Origin of the sequence: Pseudomonas savastanoi (genome assembly GCF_020917325.1) — a bacterium.
Taxonomy (GTDB): Bacteria; Pseudomonadota; Gammaproteobacteria; order Pseudomonadales; family Pseudomonadaceae; genus Aquipseudomonas; species Aquipseudomonas amygdali.
On sequence record NZ_CP076652.1, the window covers coordinates 2,294,463 to 2,315,513 of the forward strand.

The window sequence follows — 21,051 nt, forward strand, 5'->3', positions numbered from 1 at the left end:
GCTGCTGATGAAGCAAAAGATCAAAACGTTTGACTGCGGGTCTACCCTGCAATGTGATGCTGATGTTGAGCATTGCGTGGTACAGCGTCAATTGAGTAAAACGGCTTTTGTTCGATAATCGAACGTAAAACTAACCGGTTCGTACACTTTATGTTGCTGTAGTATTTTGACAGGCAAATACTTTACTCGCACCTCTGAATAAGGCCGGGAAAGGCCAGGAATGCGGTGCTGTCCAGTCGCGACCGAAACAGGTCGCGTTCATCCAGGAGCTGAAAAGCATGCAGCGTTCAATTGCTACCGTATCCTTGAGCGGTACTCTGCCCGAAAAGCTCGAAGCCATCGCCGCAGCCGGCTTTGACGGCGTCGAGATTTTCGAAAACGACTTGTTGTATTACGACGGTAGCCCACGCAACGTCAGGCAGATATGTGCTGATCTGGGCATTGCCATTACCCTGTTCCAGCCGTTCCGGGATTTTGAAGGCTGCCGCCGTGATCGCCTGCAGCGCAATGTCGACCGTGCCGAACGCAAATTCGATCTGATGCAGGAACTGGGCACCGATCTGGTGCTGGTCTGCAGCAATGCGTCTGCCGATTCGGTGGGCGACGAGAACATTCTGCTGGATGACCTGAGCCTGCTGGCCGAGCGTGCCGGAGCCCGTAACCTGCGTGTCGGTTATGAGGCGCTGGCCTGGGGCAAGCATGTGAACACCTGGCAACAGGTCTGGAACCTGGTGCGTCAGGTTGATCATCCGGCACTCGGTGTGCTGCTCGACAGCTTCCATACCTTGTCACTCAAGGGCGACCCGAGCGCGATTGCGCAAATCCCGGGTGACAAGATCTTCTTTGTGCAAATGGCCGACGCGCCGATTCTGGCCATGGATGTGCTGGAGTGGAGCCGCCATTTCCGCTGCTTCCCCGGTCAAGGCGAGTTTGATCTTGCGGGTTTCCTCGCGCCGATTCTGCGCAGTGGCTACACCGGTCCGTTGTCGCTGGAAGTGTTCAACGACGGTTTCCGTGCCGCCCCGACTCGCGCCAATGCGGCGGACGGTTTGCGTTCGCTGCTTTATCTGGAGGAAAAAACCCGCCAGTTGATGGCGCGTGACGAGCCAGCCGCTGTTCCTGAAATACTTTTCAACCCGCCCGCTGCCAGCACTTACAACGGCGTCGAGTTTCTGGAGTTCGCGGTCGACGAGAGCCACGGCGCGCGCCTGTCGGGCTGGCTGCAACGGCTGGGCTTTGCCAAGCTGGGTCAGCATCGCTCCAAGGCGGTCAGTCTGCTGGGGCAGGGTGATATCAAGATCGTGCTCAATGCCGAACCCTATTCTTTTGCCCACAGCTTTTTCGAGGCCCACGGGCCGTCGTTGTGCGCCACTGCCTTGCGCGTCGATGACGGCCATCAGTCGCTGGAGCGTGCGCGGGCCTTCAAAGGCCAGCCGTATCGCGGGCTGGTCGGCCCCAATGAGCGGGAGATTCCTTCGGTCCGCGCGCCCGACGGTAGCCTGATCTATCTGGTTGATAACGCTGCGCCCGGAGAATCGATTTACGACAGCGATTTTGTCGTCGACCCGCAAGCGGTTGCCAAGGGTGGTTTGCAGCGTATCGACCACATGGCCATGGCGCTGCCCGCTGACAGCCTGGACAGCTGGGTACTGTTCTACAAAAGCATTCTGGATTTCGAGGCCGATGACGAAGTGGTGCTGCCCGACCCCTACGGTCTGGTCAAGAGCCGCGCACTGCGCAGCCGTTGCAGTACCGTGCGCTTGCCGCTGAACATTTCCGAGAATCGCAACACGGCCATTTCCCACGCGCTGTCGAGTTATCGCGGCTCTGGGGTGCATCACATTGCGTTCTCCTGTGAAGACATCTTTGCCGAGGTCAGCCGCGCCAAGGAAGCGGGGGTGCCGTTGCTGGACATCCCGCTCAATTACTACGACGACCTGGCAGCCCGCTTCGATTTCGATGAAGAGTTTCTCAGCGAACTGGCGTATTACAACGTGCTTTATGACCGCGATGCGCAGGGCGGCGAGCTGTTCCATGTCTACACAGATGCCTTCGACGGGCGCTTCTTCTTCGAGATCCTGCAACGCAAGAATGGCTACGTGGGCTATGGCGCGGCCAACGTGCCGGTGCGTCTGGCGGCGATGGCCAAGGCGCGCAATGTGGCAGCGCGTCAGGCGCGGCTGTAACGCGAGATCGACTGCAGAGCTGCTGCGAGGGTGCGAATGCCTCGCAGCTTCCCTCTGCCTGCGGTCAGCTTCATACTTCGCGCATTACCCGTGGTCATGAGCCAACAATGAAAAAAATCGACTCCGCCGTTGCCGTTGAACCTGCCGCTACTGCGCCCAAGGGCCGCAAGAACAACCCGGAAAAAACCCGCGAAGATATTCTTCAGGCTGCTGTCGCCGAATTCGTTGCCCACGGTCTTACAGGCGCGCGCGTCGATGCCATCGCCGAGCGAACTAAAACCTCGAAACGGATGATCTATTACTACTTCGGCAGCAAGGAGCAGCTGTATGTCGAAGTGCTGGAAAAACTCTACGGTGCGATTCGCAACACCGAGAGCGAGTTGAACCTGAGTGAGCTGGAGCCTGTCGAGGCGATTCATCGCGTGGTTGAATTCACCTTCGATCACCATGACAGCAACGTCGATTTCGTGCGTATCGTGTGCATCGAAAACATTCATTACGGCGAGAACGTCAAACAGTCCGATTCGATCCAGGCCAAAAGCCAGAATATCATCAGGGCGCTCGATGGCATCCTGCGACGCGGCGAGGCCAGTGGCTTGTTCCGCGATGGGGTTCATCCGGTGGACCTGCACCTGATGATCAGTTCGTTCTGCTTCTACCGGATCTCCAACCGGCATACCTTCAGCGAAATTTTCCAGATCGAGCTGTGGAGCGAGGAGGTCAAACAGCGTCACAAGGCGATGATTTGCGACGCTGTGCTGCGTTATCTCAAGCGCTGAGGTTTACAGCGTATGGAAGTGCGCCATCATCCGTTCTGCATCGGCTGACTGGCCACTGAATAACTCAAATGCCTTGACTGCCTGAAACACCGCCATGGTGCTGCCATCCAGCGTGCGGCAGCCCAGCGCACGGGCATGCTTGAGCAGTTCGGTTTCCAGCGGGAAGTAGATGATTTCCGCAACCCACAGCTCAGGGCGCAGCAACTCGACCGGCAGCGGCGTACCTGGCAGTTTGGTCATGCCGACCGGCGTGGTATTGACCAGGCCATCGGCTTTGGCCATCGCGGCAGGCAAATCGACACCCACCTGCGCCCGTCCGGCACCGAAATGCGCGTTGAGGTTGTCCACCAGGCCTTGCGCGCGTTGCGGCTCGACTTCGAATACCGTCAGGCATTCGACGCCAGCGCTCAATAACGCATGAGCCACGGCAGCGCCTGCGCCACCTGCGCCCATTTGCACCACCTGCTGACGTGGAGCCTTGTCCAGGCCGCGCTGGAAGCCTTCGGCAAAGCCCAGGCAGTCAGTGTTGTGACCGATGCGCTTGCCGTCCTTGAACACCACGGTATTCACTGCGCCGATACCGCGGGCTTCGGCGGACAGGTCGTCGAGTAAGGGGATAACTGCCTGCTTGCACGGAAAGGTGATGTTCAGGCCGGTGAAGCCGCAGTTTTGTGCGCTTTCGATAAGCCGGGGCAGGGCGCTGATGTCCAGTTGCAGGGCGTCGATATCAATCAGCCGATACAAGTAGCGCAGGTTCTGTGCATCGCCTTCGTGCTCGTGCATGGCGGGCGTTCGCGAGGCCTGGATACCCGAGCCGATCAGGCCGGCGAGAACGGATGTTTTTTCAGCATGGGTCATAGAATACGTCTCTTGTTTTTGTGCCACTGCCCGGTCCAGAGCAGGTGTTGAGCAGAATGTACCAGATGGTTAATAGTGCCGCAGGTGGCAGGCGATTACTACGCAGCGATGTTGTGCGGTGATCGCACTAATCAGTGATAATCCACGGCCAGCCGCTTCAGATCAGCCAGAGTTCACGCCGCACATGCCCGATTCCGTTTTCAGCGCCGCACAGCAACAAGCCAGCACGTTGTACCTGCCACCGGGCGCGTGGGCCACAGTGCTTGATTGCCTGTGCGCGAAATTCACCGCCATCAGCCGCGAACAATGGCTGGACCGTATTGCCCGTGGGCGGGTGCTGGACGAAAACGGCAGGGCCATCGCGCCTGACCTTGCTTACCGCGAGGGCCTGCGCATTCACTATTTCCGTGAGGTGCCCAATGAAACGCCGATCCCGGTGCTCGAAACGATTCTGTACGCCGACGAGCATCTGGTGGTGGCGGACAAACCGCACTTTTTGCCCGTGACACCCGCAGGCGAGTACGTCGAGCAGACGTTGCTGCGCCGTTTGATCCATCGCCTGGGCAACCCCGATCTGGTACCGCTGCACCGTATCGACCGGCACACCGCGGGGCTGGTGCTGTTTTCCGCCAACCGACAGACGCGCTCGGCTTATCAGGCACTGTTTCCCACCCGGCAGATCGACAAGTTCTACCAAGCCATTGCGCCAGCGCTGCCGGGCCTGGAGTTTCCACGTTTGCACGAAAGCCGTCTGGTTGAAGGCGAACCGTTCTTTCGCATGCAGGAAGGAGCAGGGGCGAGCAATACCCGGACGCAGATCGAGGTGCTCGAGCGGCAGGATCAATTGTGGCGGTACGGGCTTTATCCGGTGACCGGCAAGAAACATCAACTACGCGTGCACATGGCAGCGCTGGGCGCGGGGATCTGCAACGATCCGTTCTACCCGGACGTGGTAAAAGACCCTGTCGACGATTATCAAAACCCTCTGAAGCTGCTGGCCAAGGGCTTGCGCTTCATCGACCCGCTCAGCGGTGAACAGCGTCAGTTCGAGAGCCTGCTTGAACTCGACTGGTAAGCGCTAAAGCCGGGCTGACGGCCAAAAAAAACCCGCACTCGGCGGGTTTTTCCAAATCAGTCACGCGACGCCCGGATCACAGATCCTTGACGGTACGTACCTGATCCTTGTTGATGCGGGTCTGCTTGCCGTCGAGTTGCTTGAACTCGTAGAAGCCCGATTCTTCATCGTACTTTGGCGTGTCGACAGCCTGGATTTCACGACCATCGTTCAAGGTGATCACAGTGGGCGATGCGCAGCCGGCGAGGGAGGCAATGCTCAATGCAAGCAGGAAGGCAGCGGGAAGGGTCCGTTGTTTCATTACTGTGTCTCCAGATGGATTCTTGATTTACTGAACTCTCAGACGGATACACCGTCGGCAAAGTTCCGTATACACCGTCAGCAAGTTCAATAGCCAGCCACTTGCTACGGTTTCTCGCTGATCCCGGTCAATAGACAGGGGGTGTTCAGGTTGGCCAGGCGTGAATCACCGGCTTCCAGTTGCAGGGCGACTGGTTGCAGCGGTTCCAGGGCCCGTCTCGGGCTGCGTTCGCCGGCCTGCCATGCGGCTTCCAGCGTTGCGGCGTGAGCGATGGGGATCATACATAAAAGCGGCTGCCAGTGCTGGCCTTCACGCACCATTATTGGTCGCTCCGGGCATTCAACAGCCTTCTCGCGCAACGCTTGCAGCAACGGTTCATCGACCAAAGGTACATCGCAGGGCAAAACCAGCAACCACGGATGCCGGGCGAGTGGCAGGGCGGCGCGAATTCCGGCCAGAGGGCCGTTGAAATCGGCATCATCGTCCTGCACCAGTTGATCGGCGTACTGCGCATAGCGCTCGATGTTGCGGTTGCAGGAAATAATCAGGTCGTCGGTCAGCGGCCGGGTCAGCCGGTGCAGATGCTCGATCAGCGCCTTGCCCTGCCACTCGATCAGGCCCTTGTCGCGCCCGCCCATGCGCTGCCCGCGACCTCCGGCCAGCAGCAGGATAGAGCAGGGCGGCAGTGCGGCAAGGACATTCATCAAACACTCGGCGGGCAGTCAAAAGGAGTGCTGTGATATAACACCGGCCTGTTTCCTTAACAACTGGATTAGGCCATGAAAGCCAAGGCTGACACACCTTTCGTACCCCTGAATATCGCCGTGCTGACCGTCAGCGATACTCGCACCCGTGAAACCGATACCTCGGGCCAGATGTTCGTCGACCGCCTGACCGACGCCGGTCATGGCCTGATCGAGCGTGTGCTGCTCAAGGATGACCTGTACAAAATCCGCGCTCAGGTAGCGACCTGGATCGCTGACGATCAGGTGCAGGTCGTGCTGATCACCGGTGGCACCGGCTTTACCGGCCGCGACAGTACGCCGGAAGCCGTGGCTTGCTTGCTGGACAAGCAGGTTGATGGTTTTGGTGAGCTGTTCCGGCAGATTTCGGTGCCGGATATTGGCACCTCGACCATTCAGTCCCGTGCGTTGGCGGGCCTGTCCAATGGCACCCTGGTGTGCTGCCTGCCGGGCTCCACCAATGCGGTGCGTACGGCGTGGTACGGTATTCTCGCCCAGCAACTGGATTCGCGCTTCCGGCCCTGCAACTTCGTGCCGCACCTAAAGCAGGCCGAGCCCTGTGCGACTCGTGGTTGAGTGCTGATGAACAACGAGCCGAAAACCTTGCTGCCTGTCGAAGAGGCTATCGCGCGGCTGCTGGCGATGGCCGAGGCCACGCCGATCACTGATCGCCAGCGTGTTCCGCTGGCCGATGCCGAAGGCCGCGTGCTGGCGGTAGATCTGGTCTCCACGCTGGATCTGCCGCCCTGGCCGAACAGCGCCATGGACGGTTATGCCTTGCGCACGGCGGACTGGAGCGGCGAGCCGTTGACGGTCAGCCAGCGCATCTTCGCCGGTCAGGCACCCGAGCCGCTGGCCCCTGGCACCTGTGCACGAATCTTCACCGGCGCGCCGATGCCTGAAGGTGCCGATTGCGTCGAGATGCAGGAAAACGCCGAGGTGCTGGCGGATCAGCGCGTGTGCTTCAGCGAGCCGCTGAGCGTCGGGCAGAACATTCGTCCACAGGGGCAGGAAACCCGCGTCGGTGATACCGTGCTGGCGGCCGGAACGCGGCTTGGTCCTATTGAATTGGGTCTGGCTGCTTCGCTGGGCCTCGCCGAGCTTGAGGTGATCCGGCGGGTGCGTGTCGCGGTGCTGTCCACCGGCGACGAGTTGATTGAACCAGGTCAGCCATTGGGGCCGGGGCAGATCTACAACAGCAACCGGGTGTTGCTGTGCAGTTGGCTGAAGCGGCTCGAATGCGAGGTGGTGGATGCAGGCATCCTGCCGGACGATCTGGCGAAGACTCGTGCTGCGCTGGCGAATCTGCACGATGTCGACCTCATCCTCTCCACGGGCGGCGTCTCGGTAGGCGAAGCGGATTTCCTGGGTCACGCATTGCGCGAAGAAGGCGAGCTGACGCTCTGGAAGCTGGCCATCAAGCCCGGCAAACCGCTGACCTTCGGGCATTTTCGTGGCGTACCGGTGATTGGCCTGCCCGGCAATCCCGCCTCCACGCTGGTCACCTTCGCTTTGCTGGCGCGCGCTTACCTGCTGCGCCGCCAAGGTGTGATTGACGTAGCACCGTTGCAGTTTCCGGTGCCCGCAGGCTTTGTCTGGACGCGTCCGGGCAATCGTCGCGAGTACCTGCGCGGGCGTCTGGAGCAGGGCAGGGCCGTGGCCTATCGCAACCAGAGCTCGGGGGTATTGCGCAGCGCCGCCTGGGCTGACGGCCTGATTGAAGTGCGTGAAGGCTCAACGGTGGCCGAAGGGGACTGGGTCAACTTCATCCCGTTGAGTGAAGTGCTGGGCTGAGTGCATTAATGGTTGGGCGGGCACGCATGAGCTACTCTCAACATCGCTGACAAGTTGGGCAACCGGACTTCGCCCTGGAGTATTGTTATGGCGCCATTGAGAGTGGCTTGTGTGATCCCGACCTACAACGGACGCAAGGATCTGGAACGTCTGCTGGACTCACTGGCTACGCAGACTGCGAACTTCGATACGCTGATCGTCGACTCCAGTTCTTCGGATGGCACGCTGGAGCTGGCGCAAGCCCGCTGTGCCAATGTGCTGCGCATCGACAGCAAGGACTTCAACCACGGCGGCACCCGGCAGATGATGGTCGATCTGCATCCCGACTATGACGTCTATGTCTACCTGACCCAGGACGCCTACGTTGAAGATATCAATGCCATTGCCAACATTCTGCTGCCTTTCGCCGACCCCAAGGTCGGCGCGGTCTGCGGGCGTCAACTGCCGCACAAGAACGCCAATCTGCTGGCTCAGCATGCACGGTTGTTCAATTACCCTCCGACGTCGCAGATCAAAACCCTGGCCGATGCCCGCACGCTGGGCATCAAGACGCCATTCATGTCCAACTCGTTCGCGGCCTATCGCGGTGAAGCGTTGCGGGAGATCGGCGGCTTTCCCCGGCATGTGATTCTTTCCGAAGACATGTACGTCACTGCCAAAATGCTGATCGCTGGCTGGAAAGCAGCTTATGAAGGTTCGGCCGTATGCCGTCATTCGCACAACTACAGCCTGCGCGAGGAGTTTTGCCGTTACTTCGATATCGGTGTGTTCCAGTCCCGTGAAGCGTGGATCTACGAAACCTTTGGTGGCATCGGCGGCGAGGGCATGCGTTACGTCAAGTCCGAGCTTAAATTCCTCGGCCCCCGGCGAATTCTCTGGTGGCCCATGTCGTTCGTGCGTAATGCGCTGAAGCTGCTGGCCTACAAGCTCAGCAAGCAGGAAAAGCGCCTGCCCCGCGGCGTTAAGAAAAAGCTCGGGATGTACAAGCGCTATTGGGACAGCCCTTACGCCTGAGCGAACTCTGCGCCGGACGCTGAGCGCCCGGCGTCGAGCGCATCAGAGTTTCGCAGCCTCTTCGTCCAGACGGTCGGCCTCGAACAGTTGTGCGAGGTCGGCCCTGGCTTCACGGGCGGTCTGCAGAACCTTGGCGTCGTCGTCATACACTTCATGCTGTGCGGCCAGCACTTGTTCGTCGTGGCGCTTGAAGCGACTGATGCGCGCGTCGGCCTGTGCTTCGGTCAGGCCCAGCCCCATCAAGGTCTGACGGCTCATCTCCAGGCTTGAATAGAACGTCTCACGTACGGCATGAGCGCCAATGTCCATCAACCGGTGAACGTGCTGGCGGTTACGTGCGCGGGCAATGATCTTCATGTGTGGATACAGCTTGCGGATCAACTCGGCGGTCTTGATGTTGGTGTCCGGATCATCCGTTGCAATGACAAAGTATTCCGCTTCATCAACCTTGGCTGCACGCAGTATTTCCGGACGCAGCGGGTCGCCATAAAACACCGGCACATTACCGAAGCTGCGCGAAAACTCGATCGATTCCACGGCGGTATCCAGAGCGATGAAAGGGATTTTCTGCGCCCGCAGGATCCGCGCTACGATCTGCCCCATACGGCCCATGCCTGCGATGACCACGCGTGGTTTGTCAGTCTGGATATCGCGGTATTCGTCCGGCACGTTGACGGCCTTGGCCTTGGGTTTGATCCAGCGCGCCAGAGCAATGAACAACAGCGGCGTGATCGCCATCGACAAGGTGATGGTCAGCACCAGCATGTCGTACAGCCCGGCCTCGAACAGCCCTTGAGCGCTGCCGATCTTGAACACCACGAAGGCAAATTCGCCACCGGCTGCCAACACCAGGCCCAATTGCAGCGCGCTGCGGTTATTGAGACCGCCAGCGGTACGACCGATCAGGAACAGCATCGGCAGCTTGATTCCGATCAACAGCAGCGTCAGGCCCAGCACCGCGAGGGGCGAGCTGAGCAGCAAGCCGACGTTGGCACCCATGCCGACACTGATGAAGAACAGCCCCAGCAACAACCCTTTGAACGGTTCGATCTGTGCTTCCAGTTCGTGACGGTATTCGGAGTCTGCCAATAGCAGACCGGCGAGAAATGCGCCCAGCGCCATGGACACGCCCACCAGTTCCATCAGCCACGCCGTACCAATCACTACCAGCAAGGCAGTGGCGGTCGAGACTTCCTGGATTTTGGTCTTGGCAACGATGCGAAATACCGGACGCAGCAAATAGCGCCCGCCGATCACCACGATGGCAATGCTGCCCAGCACGCGCAGGCCGTGGTTGATGCTTTCGCCGGTGTCCATTGCGTGATCGGCCCCGGCGAGGAATGGCACGATGGCAATCAAAGGAATTGCTGCAATGTCCTGAAACAGCAGGATAGCGAACGCCATCCGGCCATGCGGGCTGTTCAACTGCTTGCGCTCGGCCAGACTCTGCAAGCCGAAGGCCGTGGATGACAGCGCCAGGCCAAGACCCAGAATGACCGCAGTGTTCAGCGACTGGCCGAAGGCAAACAACGCGATCCCGCCAATGACCAGGCCCGTCAGCAACACCTGCGCCATGCCGACGCCGAACACCGATTTGCGCATGACCCATAAACGCTTTGGCGACAGCTCCAGACCAATGATGAACAGCAGCAAGACCACGCCCAGCTCGGATATGTGACTGACACTCTCCGTATCGCCTATCAAGCCCAGCACCGAAGGGCCGATGATCACTCCCGCGAACAAATAGCCGATCACCGCGCCCAGCTTCAGGCGCTTGGCCAGTGGTACCGTCAGCACGGCGGCGAGTAGAAACACTACTGCGGCCTGCAACAGGCTGCCTTCATGGGGCATGTAAAACTCCTTGGTAATAATTGAACACACTATTTGAGCAGGGCGGTATTAAAGCATGGGAGTTTTACACGGCAACGTTCATCGCGGCATGACAATAATCAACGCGGTTGATAGAGCGTGCGTGAAGGGTGCGAAGGAGGGGAACAGGGCAGGCTGACGATGCCATTCGTCGCGCATCGGCGTAAGCTATGCGCGCAAACAGGCAGTGCCAACTGCCCGCTCATGAGCATTCAGGAAACCGTTATGACCAACAAGCAGCGTTTGATTTACTCGATTCTGATCGCCCTCGGCGTTCTGGCGATCATGCTGGGCTTGTCGCACCTGCAAAACAGCGGTGTCATCACCGAAAAAACCTTTCAGTACATCGCAATCAGCGTGGCCGTACTGGTCGTGATTCTTAACGGGATCATGCGCCGCAAGGTCAAGCGGTAAGCGCGGCAAATGGCAAGGATGACGAGGCCCGTTTTACTGGGCACCATCCTTGCTCGCATCACCCAGCCATTGTCGGGCACGAGGGTGCAGGCTGTAGGTCTTGTCGTCATTGAGATGAATCACGCCTTCATCGCACAGGCGCTTGAGCACTTCGCGCACACTTAGAAACGACAGCGGTACATCAAGCCTGAGCAGCTGGCTGTGCACGCCCCGTACTCCCAATGGCTGGCCTTCCTCGCTCGATACCAGAAGCGCATCAAGCACCTTGAGCCTGACCAGGCTGGTACGCAGACCAAAGCTTTTCAGGAGCAGTCGGATGTGCTCGTTTCCGGGCCGCTCTGTCTCCAGAGCGGGCGACTGTGCCTGCGCAGCCAGTGCTGTTTGGCGCAGCAGGGTGCGAGTCGTGATTCCTTGGCGATTGAACATCCGCAAACTCCTTTTCAGGCTTTTTTAAACAATCTCAGTTACTAAGACGAACGAGCGCAGCAAAACCTCAGTTATCAATGGAAAAAATAAAAACGCCAACGCGCACGGGGTCGCCGCAGCGTTGTGCGTTTCAGGGTAGATGAAGATCGGGCAGTCGCGGGGGGGCGGTTGATCCGGCTATCGGCGGATGCAAAATCGCTCAGCGTCAGTCAGGTACGCGAGAGCGCTCAGCCTTTGGGCGCGTCGGGTATCCGGCGGTTGAGCACCGGGTTGCCGTTCTGGTTCTGCGTGACATAAACCGGCAGCACCTTGGGCAGAGAGGCCAGCAGGCTGGACAGGTCGCGCGTGTTGAAACTGCCGCCCAGGCGCATGGCACCGGTTGCGGTATCGGCCAGCAGAATAGGTGTTTGCAGGTAGCGATTGATCAGTGGCAAGGCTTGGCTGAGAGGCAGATCATTGAAGATCAGCTTGCCATTACGCCACGCCAGGCTCGAATCCTTTGTGTCGGTCTGGCTGATCAGGGGCGCGTCGTCGCCTGCCTTGTAGCTGGCCTGCATGCCAGGGTCAAGATGATGGCTTGACGACGGATGTGCGCGATCACTGCTGACCTGAACCGAGCCCTCGACCAGCGTTACACGTACCTGGTCCTGATACATCCACACATTGAAGCGTGTGCCCGTGACCTTGATGCTGCCCTTGCCGGCATCGACTACAAAAGGGTGTGTGTTGTCGTGGCTGACCTCAAAGAACGCCTCACCCTTTTTCAGCGTGACGCTGCGTCGATCCTTGTAGTTGGCGTAGGTCAGCTCGGTGCCGAGGTTCAGTTCGGCACGGCTGCCATCTGCCAATACCACAAGACGCGTCGCGGTATCGGCGTTGTAGGACTCGTAGGCGTCAGGCAGCCAGCCCTGATTCCAGCCCACATAGCCGGTGACCGGGACAGCCAGGGCAATGACCGCAGCGGCAGCCGCGAGTGGTGCCAGGCGGCGCTTGCGACGAAGTACGGGCTGGTTGTTCTGGGTAGCCTGAATCGGCAGTGCAGGGGCCGGATTGAGCGGTTCGATTTGTCCGGTAATGTCCCAGACTTCCCGCATCGCCTCATACTCCACCGCATGCAGAGGATGAGCCTTCAGCCATTGCTCGAACGCTTTTCGTTCTGCGGCCGTGCAGTCTTCGGCATGCAGGCGCATGCACCAATGCGCAGCGGCATCGGTGATCGCGTCGTGTTCTGCCTTGCTGAAAAGAGGGTCGCTCATGGGCGCTCCGGCCTATACCGTTGGCGCATTCTACCCTTGGATATCAGGGAGAGAGAACATTTGCAGGAATTACCCGTCAACGCACAGCGTAATTCCTTGTGAATGCAAGCAGCTCTCATTGAAACCTGTTCGCGACAATCGAGCACACCGTAGTGCGCAGGGAGTGTTTTTGCAGAGCCTGCAGCGCTACTCTCGTTGCTGGTATTTCGTGCGGTTGTTCCCGGTACCTTGCCATGACATGAACAGGAGCCTCAGATGCGCGCCACCCCTAACGATCAGCCGGTCCGGACCGTTTCATATCAGCAACTGACAGATCTGTTGCGGCGGATCTTCCTTGCGCACGGCACCTCCCCGGAAGTTGCCGATGTGCTTGCCGAGAACTGCGCCAGCGCCCAGCGCGACGGCTCGCACAGTCATGGCATCTTTCGCATGCCTGGCTACATCTCATCGCTGAGCAGTGGCTGGGTGGACGGCAAGGCAGTGCCGTTGATCGAGGATGTCGGTGCCGCGTTTGTCAGGGTCGACGCCGATAACGGCTTTGCCCAGCCTGCGCTGGCGGCAGCCAGATCATTGCTGATCGACAAGGCGCGCAGTGCCGGGATTGCGATTCTGGCGATACGCAACTCTCATCACTTTGCCGCGCTGTGGCCGGATGTCGAACCTTTCGCCGAAGAAGGGCTGGTCGCCCTGAGCATGGTCAACAGCATGACCTGCGTAGTGCCACATGGTGCGCGTCAGCCCTTGTTCGGCACCAACCCCATTGCCTTCGCTGCACCGCGTGCCGGGAGCGGGCCTATTGTTTTCGACCTGGCGACCAGCGCCATTGCCCATGGTGACGTTCAGATCGCAGCGCGTGAAGGGCGACTGCTGCCGGCGGGTATGGGCGTGGATCGCGACGGCCGGCCCACTGAAGACCCCCGCGCCATTCTCGATGGCGGGGCACTATTGCCCTTTGGCGGTCACAAGGGTTCCGCACTGTCGATGATGGTCGAGCTGCTGGCGGCAGGGCTGACAGGTGGCAATTTCTCGTTCGGCTTTGACTGGTCGAAGCATCCCGGTGCGCAGACACCCTGGACCGGCCAGTTGCTGATCGTCATCGATCCGGACAAAGGCAGCGGTCAGCATTTTGCACAGCGTAGTGAGGAACTGGTAAGGCAGCTCCACGGGGCAGGGCAGGAACGCCTGCCGGGGGACCGACGCTACAGCGAGCGTGCGCGGTCGATGGTGCACGGTATCGACATCGCTGAGGCTGATCTGGAGCGCTTGCAGGGGCTGACGGGCGATTGAGCCGTTTACACATTTGCTGACCATTCGTCGCAGTCAGTCTTGTGTCGGCGCTCGGTTCTAAATACTGTATGCATGAACAGTAAAGAACGAATGAGGTCTGTTATGTCCCTTAAGTCAGTGCAAACGTCAGTACAAAGCCCGGTCGCTCAGGAGCATCGTACTCTCTCTACCGTCAATGAAATGCAGCGTGAGGATTTCCTCCGGCTGGCGGCGGGTCTGCGTCAGTTCAATGGCTACGAGCAGGATGTATCGATAGCCATTGCGGCAGCCCGCGCAAGTGGTGAATACCGTCAGGCCAGTGCGATGGAATAGTGTGGCCGATAGCGTCTCGGGTTGATTGTGAGTATATGTAACGTATATGCTTCATATATTCAATTTGAGGTGAACCATGGGTCTGGTAAAGATTTCCGAAAACATGCACGCCAACCTGCGCTCTGCCAGTGTTGCGCTCAGTCGCTCCATCAATGCGCAGGCTGAGCACTGGATGCGCATCGGCATGCTTGCCGAATTGCACCCGGCACTGGATTACAGCGAGATCTGCCAGATGTTGATCCGTATCGAGAACGCAGGCGGCACGGTGCTGACTGCTTCGAACTTCAACGTTGCAGAGCTTTCTGCGTCCAGCCTTTCCAAGGCGGCCTCATGAGCAGCGCCATCGGTATCAAGACCGAACAGGACCTTGTGCAGTTGCGCATAGCCGGCAGGCTGGCTGCCGATGTACTTGCAATGATCACGCCTTACGTCAAGGCTGGCGTCAGCACCGAAGCGCTCGACGATATCTGCAACGAATACATCGTCAAAGAGCTGAAAGTGATTCCCGCGAATGTGGGCTATCACGGTTTTACCAAGACCACCTGTATCTCTCCCAATGCAGTGGTCTGTCATGGCATACCTTCTGCCACCGATATTCTGAAAGATGGCGATATCGTCAATATCGATGTCGCGGTCATCAAGGATGGCTGGTATGGCGATACCAGCCGTATGTATCTGGTCGGTGAGGTCAGCCCCCTGGCAAAACGTCTTGTCGAGACGACCTACGAGGCAACCCGCGCCGGTATTCATGCAGTGCGCCCCGGGGCAACGCTGGGTGATATCGGTTATGCCATTCAGAGCATCGCTCATCGTGAAGGCTTTAGTGTAGTGCGTGAATATTGCGGGCACGGCATTGGCCGCAAGTACCATGAAGAGCCTCAGGTTCTGCACTACGGCGCTCAGGGCAAAGGCCTCAGGCTGAAGCCGGGCATGGTGTTCACCATCGAGCCGATGATCAATGCCGGCAGGGCCGGTACTCGTACTCTGCCGGATGGCTGGACGGTTCTGACCAGCGATCTTTCATTGTCTGCGCAATGGGAGCATATGGTTGTAGTCACCTCTACCGGTTTTGAACTGCTGACGCCCTGGCCTGAAGGTACGGGTCATTATCCTGCCATTTAGACGTGAGTGGTTCGGTGATTTGAGTGCATAAAAAATGGCCTTCCCGAGAGGCCATTTTTTTTGATCAAGGGTGATGTTTCAGTATTGCGGCGAAGATCTTTTCCAGCGTACTTCTGTTACGCCAAAACGCTCTGCCTGCAAGGTCGCCATTCCTATCGGCCCTGCAGACATATTGCCACTCACTGTGCCAACGCCGGCGTGCAGCGTTGCGCAGTGCAATGCGTCGCACTGGCACATTTGCCTGGTCTGGTGCAGGAAACAACGAGGTTCGCCATTGAACTGATAGTGAATTTCAAATTCCGTTTGATGATTCATCTTTCCTGCCCGTGAGCCTGACGGCATGCCATCAAAATAGTGTGATTATTCCAGTGGGGCATGCGCGAGAAACCTTCTCCGGTCACGCTGCTGTCTTCAGATCGTAGAGCGAAAATCGCGTCGTTTCGAGATGTAGTTAACAGTTGTCCGATGAGTGGTTTTGGGTTCACTCAAACGCATGAATGGATGACCGAATGGTCATCCAAACGAAGATCTTCTTTTTTGAGACAAGCCTCATTTACATGACTTGAGGTCTACCGGGCCGACAAAATCATTACCCCGCCCCATAACGCAGGCGACCTGCTGATTGCGCTGGCGCTCCCAGGCCTGGGGAGGATAAGTCTTGTCCCAGGCTTGATAAAGCTGCTGGTCCTGGCGCGACAGGCGCAAGTTGTATTGTTTACTCATGTAGAAGTAGGTGCGGGCGATCATGCCGCGAATGGAAGGGCGAGGCATGACCTTTTTCGCCTTGAAATCCACTTGCGTCAGGCATGAACCGTACTGGCCTTTTTGCTCGGGTATCCAGCCAAAGCTGAAGTTGCTGCGGTCGCCATTCACTTCGCCGATGCTGGGCACCAGGTTATGCAGGTCTGCCTCGGCGCGTTTATAAACGGCATCGGTCTTTGTGCAGTTTTTGCGCCCGCCGTTCTGCCAGCATTGGCGCAGATGGCCGATCTGCCAGGCCGGAACGATGTGTTCCCATTCAATACGACTGGCGCGCTTGGCGCTCTTGCGCGGGACATAGCCGCAGCCCGCAAGATCGACCCGGTTGCCGGTGTATTTGCAGCCGCAGTAAAATTCGGTCGATTGTGGTGCGTATAACCCCCAGGCGACTTTCTTGGCTTCGCTGAAAGTACGCGGAGCTTCGGCCTGAGCACTGAATGAAGCGGTGATGAGCAGGGTGGTGCAAAGCAGTGTCGAGAATCGAAACATCATGCCGTCAGTCTTCCTTCGGCAACGTCCAGAATATTTGCACGCCACCATCGTCGCGCCAGGCGAGGGTGACGTTGTCGTTCTCGGCTATTTCTTCAAGAAGCTGCGCCCAGTCGTCCTCTGACTCATCCGGTTGACGAAAAAGCAGGGCAGCCCTGGATTTCTGCGCGGTAGGCGAGTTGATGATCTTCTGTACCCGCATGCCCATGCGCTCGTAAGGGCCGGGAGTGGAGGCGGTCGCTGCGGTTTGTTTGGCCACGGATAAGGTTCCTGATTTTAGCTGTACGGGCATACAGTATTTCAGTGTCGGATCTTTCGCAACATCTATGTAAGATAAAGCGCTTGAAATGGCACACTATTGTCTTGAAAAACCAACGCTCCCGGAGTCGCGCATGAATATCAAGTCACTGGCATTTCCGTTACTGGCCGCAACTGCTGTACTGCTGGCAGGCTGCTCCACGCCTTCGGTCGTCACGCTTCAGAACGGCACACAGTACATCACCAAGGACATGCCCAAGACCAAGAGTCGTGATGGTTTCTACGAGTTTGAAGACATCTCCGGCAAGAGAGTCCGCATCAAGGCCGACGAAGTGGCTACGGTCAGACCGGAGGAGTGAAATCCGACTGAGCACTAATGCTCGTTCCCTGCGCGTTGGGGGCGAGCAGTACGAACAGATTTCATTTTCGACGGATTGACAAACCCTGCGGGTTTTTTCATAGTTCATCCCTCGCAAACGTTTGCGTGTTGATGCATTGCATCGACCCTGCGTCGTTCGCCCGAACAATAATCACAAGATCGGAGATGAACTCATGAAGCTGCCATTCGCTGGACGCCTGCTCGCTGTCGCCATGTTCGCTGCTGTTACCGCAGTCATGCCCCTCTCTGCTGCATACGCTCAGACGCCTGAAAAACCCAAGGTCGCCCTGGTGATGAAGTCGCTCGCCAATGAATTTTTCCTGACCATGGAAGACGGCGCCAAGGCTTATCAGAAAGAGCACGCCACCGATTTCGACCTGATTTCCAACGGGATCAAGGACGAGTCAGACACCTCTGCGCAGATTCGTATCGTCGAGCAGATGATTGTCTCCAAAGTCGACGCCCTGGTGATCGCGCCTGCCGACTCCAAGGCGTTGGTGCCGGTGCTCAAGAAAGCGACAGACGCCGGTATCAAGGTCGTCAATATCGACAACCAGCTTGATCCCGACGTGCTCAAAAGCAAAAGCCTGATGATCCCGTTCGTGGGGCCGGACAACCGCAAAGGTGCCGAGCTGGTAGGCGACTACCTGGCCAAGCAGCTCAAGAGCGGTGACGAAGTCGGCATTATCGAAGGCGTGCCGACCACCACCAACGCTCAGCAACGTACCGCCGGTTTCAAGGATGCCATGGACAAGGCGCAGATGAAGGTCGTGTCTGTGCAGTCCGGCAACTGGGAAATCGACAAGGGTAACGCCGTTGCTTCGGCGATGCTCAATGAATACCCGAACCTGAAGGCCCTGCTGGCCGGTAACGACAGCATGGCGCTGGGGGCGGTTTCTGCGGTGCGTGCAGCAGGCAAGGCTGGCAAGGTCATGGTCGTGGGTTACGACAACATCAACGCGATCAAACCGATGCTCAAGGACGGCCGAGTGTTGGCCACTGCTGACCAGTTTGCAGCCAAACAAGCGGTCTTTGGTATTGAAGCTGCGTTGAAGCTGGTCAAAGGCGAGAAGGTCGACACCAACGAAAAAGGCGTCATCGAAACGCCAGTAGAACTTGTTACCAAACCTTGATCCACGCCGCGTAAAGGTGCCCGTCCTTGCAGGACGGGCACTGGGAGAAATGTATGTCAGCGTCTGTTCAGACAGCTGTTCTTTCGGTCAGTGGCATCGGTAAAACCTACGCTCAACCCGTGCTCGGTGACGTCGATCTGACGTTGATGCGTGGCGAAGTGCTGGCCCTGACCGGGGAAAACGGTGCCGGTAAAAGTACCTTGTCGAAAATCATTGGCGGCCTGGTGACGCCCACTACCGGGCGCATGGAGTTTCAAGGGCAGCCTTATGAACCTGTGAGTCGTACCCAGGCCGAAAAGCTCGGGGTTCGCATGGTCATGCAGGAACTCAACCTGCTGCCGACCCTGACCGTTGCCGAAAACCTTTTCCTTGACGACCTGCCGCGTCGTGCTGGCTGGATCGACCGCAAGCGCCTGCGTGAAAATGCGATCAAGGCTATGGCTCAGGTGGGTCTGGACGCTATTGATCCCGATACGCTGGTCGGCGATTTGGGGATCGGTCATCAGCAGATGGTCGAGATCGCTCGCAACCTGGTTGGCGACTGCCATGTGCTGATCCTCGACGAGCCTACTGCCATGCTCACCTCACGCGAGGTGGAAATGCTGTTCGAGCAGATCACGCGGCTGCAGGCTCGTGGTGTCTCGATCATCTATATCTCCCACCGGCTTGAGGAGCTTGCCAGAGTGTCTCAGCGCATAGCCGTACTGCGCGATGGCAAGCTGGTGTGCGTCGAGCCGATTGCCCGCTACAACAGCGAGCAACTGGTCACGTTGATGGTCGGCCGTGAACTTGGCGAACACATGGACATGGGCGCCCGGCAGATTGGCGAAGTAGCGCTGTCAGTCAAGGGGCTCAGTCGTGCCGGCAAGGTTCAGGATGTTTCGTTCGATGTGCGACGAGGTGAAATCTTCGGTATTTCCGGGCTGATCGGTGCCGGGCGCACCGAGTTACTGCGCCTGATCTACGGTGCAGATGTTGCCGACAGTGGTGCGATTGAAGTTGGGCAGCCACTGCAAGCCATCACCATCCGTTCACCCTCGGACGCCGTGGAGCACGGTATTGCCTTGATCACGGAAGACCGCAAGAGCGAAGGGCTGCTGATGTCGCAGTCAATCAGCGCCAACATTGCGCTGGGTAATATGCATTCGATCTCCAGAGCAGGCCTGGTTAACGCCGACGACGAACTGAAGCTGGCGCAGCGCCAGGTGGCTGCCATGCGTATTCGCAGTTCCAGTCCGGACCAACTGGTCTCCGAGCTGTCAGGCGGTAACCAGCAGAAAGTCGTGATCGGTCGCTGGCTGGAACGTGATTGCCCAGTGATGCTGTTCGACGAACCGACCCGAGGTATCGACGTCGGTGCCAAATTCGATATCTACGCGCTGCTTGCCGAACTGACCCGTCAGGGCAGGGCGCTGGTGGTGGTTTCCAGTGATCTGCGCGAGCTGATGTTGATCTGCGATCGTATCGGTGTGCTGTCTGCCGGTCGCCTGATCGACACGTTCGAGCGCGACAGCTGGACCCAGGACCAATTGCTTGCCGCTGCCTTTGCCGGTTATCAGAAACGTGACGCGCTGCTCAATGACGCCGCGCCCAGGAACGACTCATGAAAAATACTCCTTCTCCGACGCTGACCGTGCCGGCCCGTCGCGGCGGCAATTACTTTGGTCTTGGCACCTACATCGGGCTGGCGGGTGCGCTGCTGGTGATGATCGTGCTGTTTTCCCTGCTCAGCGATCACTTTCTGTCCTATCAGACATTCAGCATGCTGGCCAACCAGATCCCTGACCTGATGGTGCTGTCGGTCGGGATGACGCTGATCCTTATCATCGGCGGTATCGACCTGTCCGTGGGGTCGGTGCTGGCGCTGGCTGCTTCGGCTGTGAGTGTGGCTATCCTGGGTTGGGGCTGGAGTGTGTTCCCGGCCGCCTTGCTAGGCATCGCCTGCGCGACCCTGGCAGGCACGATTACCGGCTCCATTACCGTTGCCTGGCGCATCCCTTCGTTCATCGTCTCCCTCGGTGTGCTGGAGATGGCTCGTGGCGCGGCCTACCAGATGACCAATTCGCGCACCGCTTATATCGGTGATTCGTTCGCCTGGCTATCTGACCCGATCGCGTTCGGTATCGCGCCGTCGTTCATCATCGCATTGCTGGTTATTTTCATTGCTCAGGCCGTGCTGACCCGCACTGTTTTTGGTCGCTATCTGATCGGCATCGGCACCAATGAAGAAGCGGTGCGTCTGGCCGGCATCAATCCCAAACCCTACAAGATCCTGGTGTTCTCGCTGATGGGCCTGTTGGCCGGTGTGGCGGCGCTGTTTCAGATATCGCGACTGGAAGCGGCTGATCCGAATGCCGGTGCAGGTCTTGAGCTGCAAGTGATTGCCGCCGTCGTGATCGGTGGCACCAGCCTGATGGGCGGGCGCGGTTCGATCATCAGTACTTTTTTCGGCGTGCTGATCATTTCGGTACTGGCCGCAGGCCTGGCGCAGATCGGTGCGACCGAGCCGACCAAGCGCATCATTACTGGTGCGGTGATCGTGATCGCAGTAGTGCTGGACACCTATCGCAGTCACCGGGCACGGCGCCAGGGCTGAT

At 58.4% G+C, this 21,051-nt stretch carries 24 protein-coding genes; 15 read left to right on the forward strand and 9 right to left on the reverse strand.

Going from position 1 to position 21,051, the window contains the following annotated elements; translation table 11 throughout:
* Window positions 1-278 precede the first annotated feature (278 nt).
* Window positions 279-2,186, forward strand: coding sequence for a 3-dehydroshikimate dehydratase QuiC (gene quiC / locus KP808_RS09910; RefSeq protein ID WP_230018297.1), 1,908 nt, complete (start codon window positions 279-281; stop codon window positions 2,184-2,186).
* 107 nt (window positions 2,187-2,293) lie between these two features.
* Window positions 2,294-2,965, forward strand: a complete 672-nt coding sequence (locus KP808_RS09915) for a TetR/AcrR family transcriptional regulator (protein WP_004642739.1) — start codon at window positions 2,294-2,296, stop codon at window positions 2,963-2,965.
* Between the two features lie 3 nt (window positions 2,966-2,968).
* Here the strand turns inward: KP808_RS09915 and KP808_RS09920 are convergent, their stop codons facing one another.
* Complete coding sequence (locus KP808_RS09920; RefSeq protein ID WP_230018299.1) at window positions 2,969-3,823, reverse strand: shikimate dehydrogenase; 855 nt, start codon at window positions 3,821-3,823, stop codon at window positions 2,969-2,971.
* Window positions 3,824-4,007: 184 nt separating this feature from the next.
* On the opposite strand from KP808_RS09920, the gene KP808_RS09925 reads away from it, so the two are divergent.
* A complete protein-coding gene (locus KP808_RS09925) occupies window positions 4,008-4,898 on the forward strand; it encodes a pseudouridine synthase (protein ID WP_230018301.1) in 891 nt (296 codons plus the stop codon).
* A gap of 76 nt (window positions 4,899-4,974) precedes the next feature.
* Here KP808_RS09925 and KP808_RS09930 read toward each other — a convergent pair whose 3' ends face one another.
* Both KP808_RS09930 and mobA read right to left on the reverse strand, forming a co-directional pair.
* On the reverse strand, window positions 4,975-5,199 hold the full coding sequence (locus KP808_RS09930; RefSeq protein WP_002553129.1) for a YgdI/YgdR family lipoprotein: 225 nt from the start codon (window positions 5,197-5,199) through the stop codon (window positions 4,975-4,977).
* A 104-nt stretch (window positions 5,200-5,303) separates the two neighbouring features.
* Window positions 5,304-5,903: a molybdenum cofactor guanylyltransferase MobA gene (gene mobA / locus KP808_RS09935; protein WP_058400198.1), complete on the reverse strand. Its 600-nt coding sequence runs from the start codon at window positions 5,901-5,903 to the stop codon at window positions 5,304-5,306.
* A gap of 75 nt (window positions 5,904-5,978) precedes the next feature.
* On the opposite strand from mobA, the gene moaB reads away from it, so the two are divergent.
* The 3 genes from moaB (at window position 5,979) to KP808_RS09950 (ending at window position 8,750) form a co-directional block, all read left to right on the forward strand.
* On the forward strand, window positions 5,979-6,518 hold the full coding sequence (moaB, locus tag KP808_RS09940) for a molybdenum cofactor biosynthesis protein B (protein ID WP_230018303.1): 540 nt from the start codon (window positions 5,979-5,981) through the stop codon (window positions 6,516-6,518).
* A 6-nt stretch (window positions 6,519-6,524) separates the two neighbouring features.
* Entirely contained in the window at window positions 6,525-7,736 is a 1,212-nt protein-coding gene (locus KP808_RS09945; RefSeq protein ID WP_058407618.1) for a molybdopterin molybdotransferase MoeA, read from the forward strand.
* Window positions 7,737-7,823: 87 nt separating this feature from the next.
* Complete coding sequence (locus KP808_RS09950) at window positions 7,824-8,750, forward strand: glycosyltransferase family 2 protein (protein WP_058400200.1); 927 nt, start codon at window positions 7,824-7,826, stop codon at window positions 8,748-8,750.
* A gap of 42 nt (window positions 8,751-8,792) precedes the next feature.
* Here KP808_RS09950 and KP808_RS09955 read toward each other — a convergent pair whose 3' ends face one another.
* Window positions 8,793-10,601, reverse strand: coding sequence for a monovalent cation:proton antiporter-2 (CPA2) family protein (locus tag KP808_RS09955; protein WP_230018305.1), 1,809 nt, complete (start codon window positions 10,599-10,601; stop codon window positions 8,793-8,795).
* Between the two features lie 243 nt (window positions 10,602-10,844).
* Here KP808_RS09955 and KP808_RS09960 point away from each other — a divergent pair, with 243 nt between their 5' ends.
* On the forward strand, window positions 10,845-11,033 hold the full coding sequence (locus KP808_RS09960) for a hypothetical protein (protein WP_005779813.1): 189 nt from the start codon (window positions 10,845-10,847) through the stop codon (window positions 11,031-11,033).
* A 33-nt stretch (window positions 11,034-11,066) separates the two neighbouring features.
* Here KP808_RS09960 and KP808_RS09965 read toward each other — a convergent pair whose 3' ends face one another.
* Together KP808_RS09965 and KP808_RS09970 are read right to left on the reverse strand one after the other, a co-directional pair.
* Entirely contained in the window at window positions 11,067-11,459 is a 393-nt protein-coding gene (locus tag KP808_RS09965; protein ID WP_002553137.1) for a Fe2+/Zn2+ uptake regulation protein, read from the reverse strand.
* 227 nt (window positions 11,460-11,686) lie between these two features.
* Window positions 11,687-12,715, reverse strand: coding sequence for a FecR family protein (locus tag KP808_RS09970; protein ID WP_005779809.1), 1,029 nt, complete (start codon window positions 12,713-12,715; stop codon window positions 11,687-11,689).
* A gap of 255 nt (window positions 12,716-12,970) precedes the next feature.
* Here KP808_RS09970 and KP808_RS09975 point away from each other — a divergent pair, with 255 nt between their 5' ends.
* From KP808_RS09975 to map, 4 genes are all read left to right on the forward strand, one after another.
* Complete coding sequence (locus tag KP808_RS09975; protein ID WP_122259689.1) at window positions 12,971-14,002, forward strand: Ldh family oxidoreductase; 1,032 nt, start codon at window positions 12,971-12,973, stop codon at window positions 14,000-14,002.
* A 102-nt stretch (window positions 14,003-14,104) separates the two neighbouring features.
* Entirely contained in the window at window positions 14,105-14,314 is a 210-nt protein-coding gene (locus KP808_RS09980; RefSeq protein ID WP_058400203.1) for a hypothetical protein, read from the forward strand.
* A gap of 76 nt (window positions 14,315-14,390) precedes the next feature.
* Window positions 14,391-14,648 carry a ParD-like family protein gene (locus KP808_RS09985; RefSeq protein WP_002553140.1) on the forward strand — a complete coding sequence of 86 codons (258 nt, stop codon included), beginning with the start codon at window positions 14,391-14,393 and terminating at the stop codon, window positions 14,646-14,648.
* Complete coding sequence (gene map / locus KP808_RS09990) at window positions 14,645-15,436, forward strand: type I methionyl aminopeptidase (protein ID WP_230018307.1); 792 nt, start codon at window positions 14,645-14,647, stop codon at window positions 15,434-15,436. Before KP808_RS09985 ends, map begins: the two co-directional genes overlap by 4 nt.
* A gap of 78 nt (window positions 15,437-15,514) precedes the next feature.
* Here map and KP808_RS09995 read toward each other — a convergent pair whose 3' ends face one another.
* From KP808_RS09995 to KP808_RS10005, 3 genes are all read right to left on the reverse strand, one after another.
* Window positions 15,515-15,751: a DUF6555 family protein gene (locus tag KP808_RS09995; RefSeq protein WP_002553142.1), complete on the reverse strand. Its 237-nt coding sequence runs from the start codon at window positions 15,749-15,751 to the stop codon at window positions 15,515-15,517.
* 234 nt (window positions 15,752-15,985) lie between these two features.
* Window positions 15,986-16,687 (reverse strand): endonuclease, encoded by a 702-nt coding sequence (locus KP808_RS10000; RefSeq protein ID WP_058400205.1) that lies wholly within the window; start codon window positions 16,685-16,687, stop codon window positions 15,986-15,988.
* Window positions 16,688-16,691: 4 nt separating this feature from the next.
* The gene (locus KP808_RS10005; RefSeq protein WP_004662361.1) at window positions 16,692-16,943 is read right to left on the reverse strand and encodes a DUF1654 domain-containing protein; all 252 of its coding nucleotides are present in this window, start codon (window positions 16,941-16,943) and stop codon (window positions 16,692-16,694) included.
* 133 nt (window positions 16,944-17,076) lie between these two features.
* Between KP808_RS10005 and KP808_RS10010 the strand changes: the two genes are divergently transcribed.
* From KP808_RS10010 to KP808_RS10025, 4 genes are all read left to right on the forward strand, one after another.
* Window positions 17,077-17,301: a YgdI/YgdR family lipoprotein gene (locus tag KP808_RS10010; RefSeq protein WP_005746777.1), complete on the forward strand. Its 225-nt coding sequence runs from the start codon at window positions 17,077-17,079 to the stop codon at window positions 17,299-17,301.
* 232 nt (window positions 17,302-17,533) lie between these two features.
* Window positions 17,534-18,454 (forward strand): sugar ABC transporter substrate-binding protein, encoded by a 921-nt coding sequence (locus KP808_RS10015; RefSeq protein WP_371875231.1) that lies wholly within the window; start codon window positions 17,534-17,536, stop codon window positions 18,452-18,454.
* Window positions 18,455-18,507: 53 nt separating this feature from the next.
* Window positions 18,508-20,061: a sugar ABC transporter ATP-binding protein gene (locus KP808_RS10020; protein ID WP_230018309.1), complete on the forward strand. Its 1,554-nt coding sequence runs from the start codon at window positions 18,508-18,510 to the stop codon at window positions 20,059-20,061.
* Window positions 20,058-21,050, forward strand: coding sequence for an ABC transporter permease (locus tag KP808_RS10025; RefSeq protein WP_002553148.1), 993 nt, complete (start codon window positions 20,058-20,060; stop codon window positions 21,048-21,050). The genes KP808_RS10020 and KP808_RS10025 overlap by 4 nt, the downstream gene beginning before the upstream one ends.
* Window position 21,051: the final 1 nt, after the last annotated feature.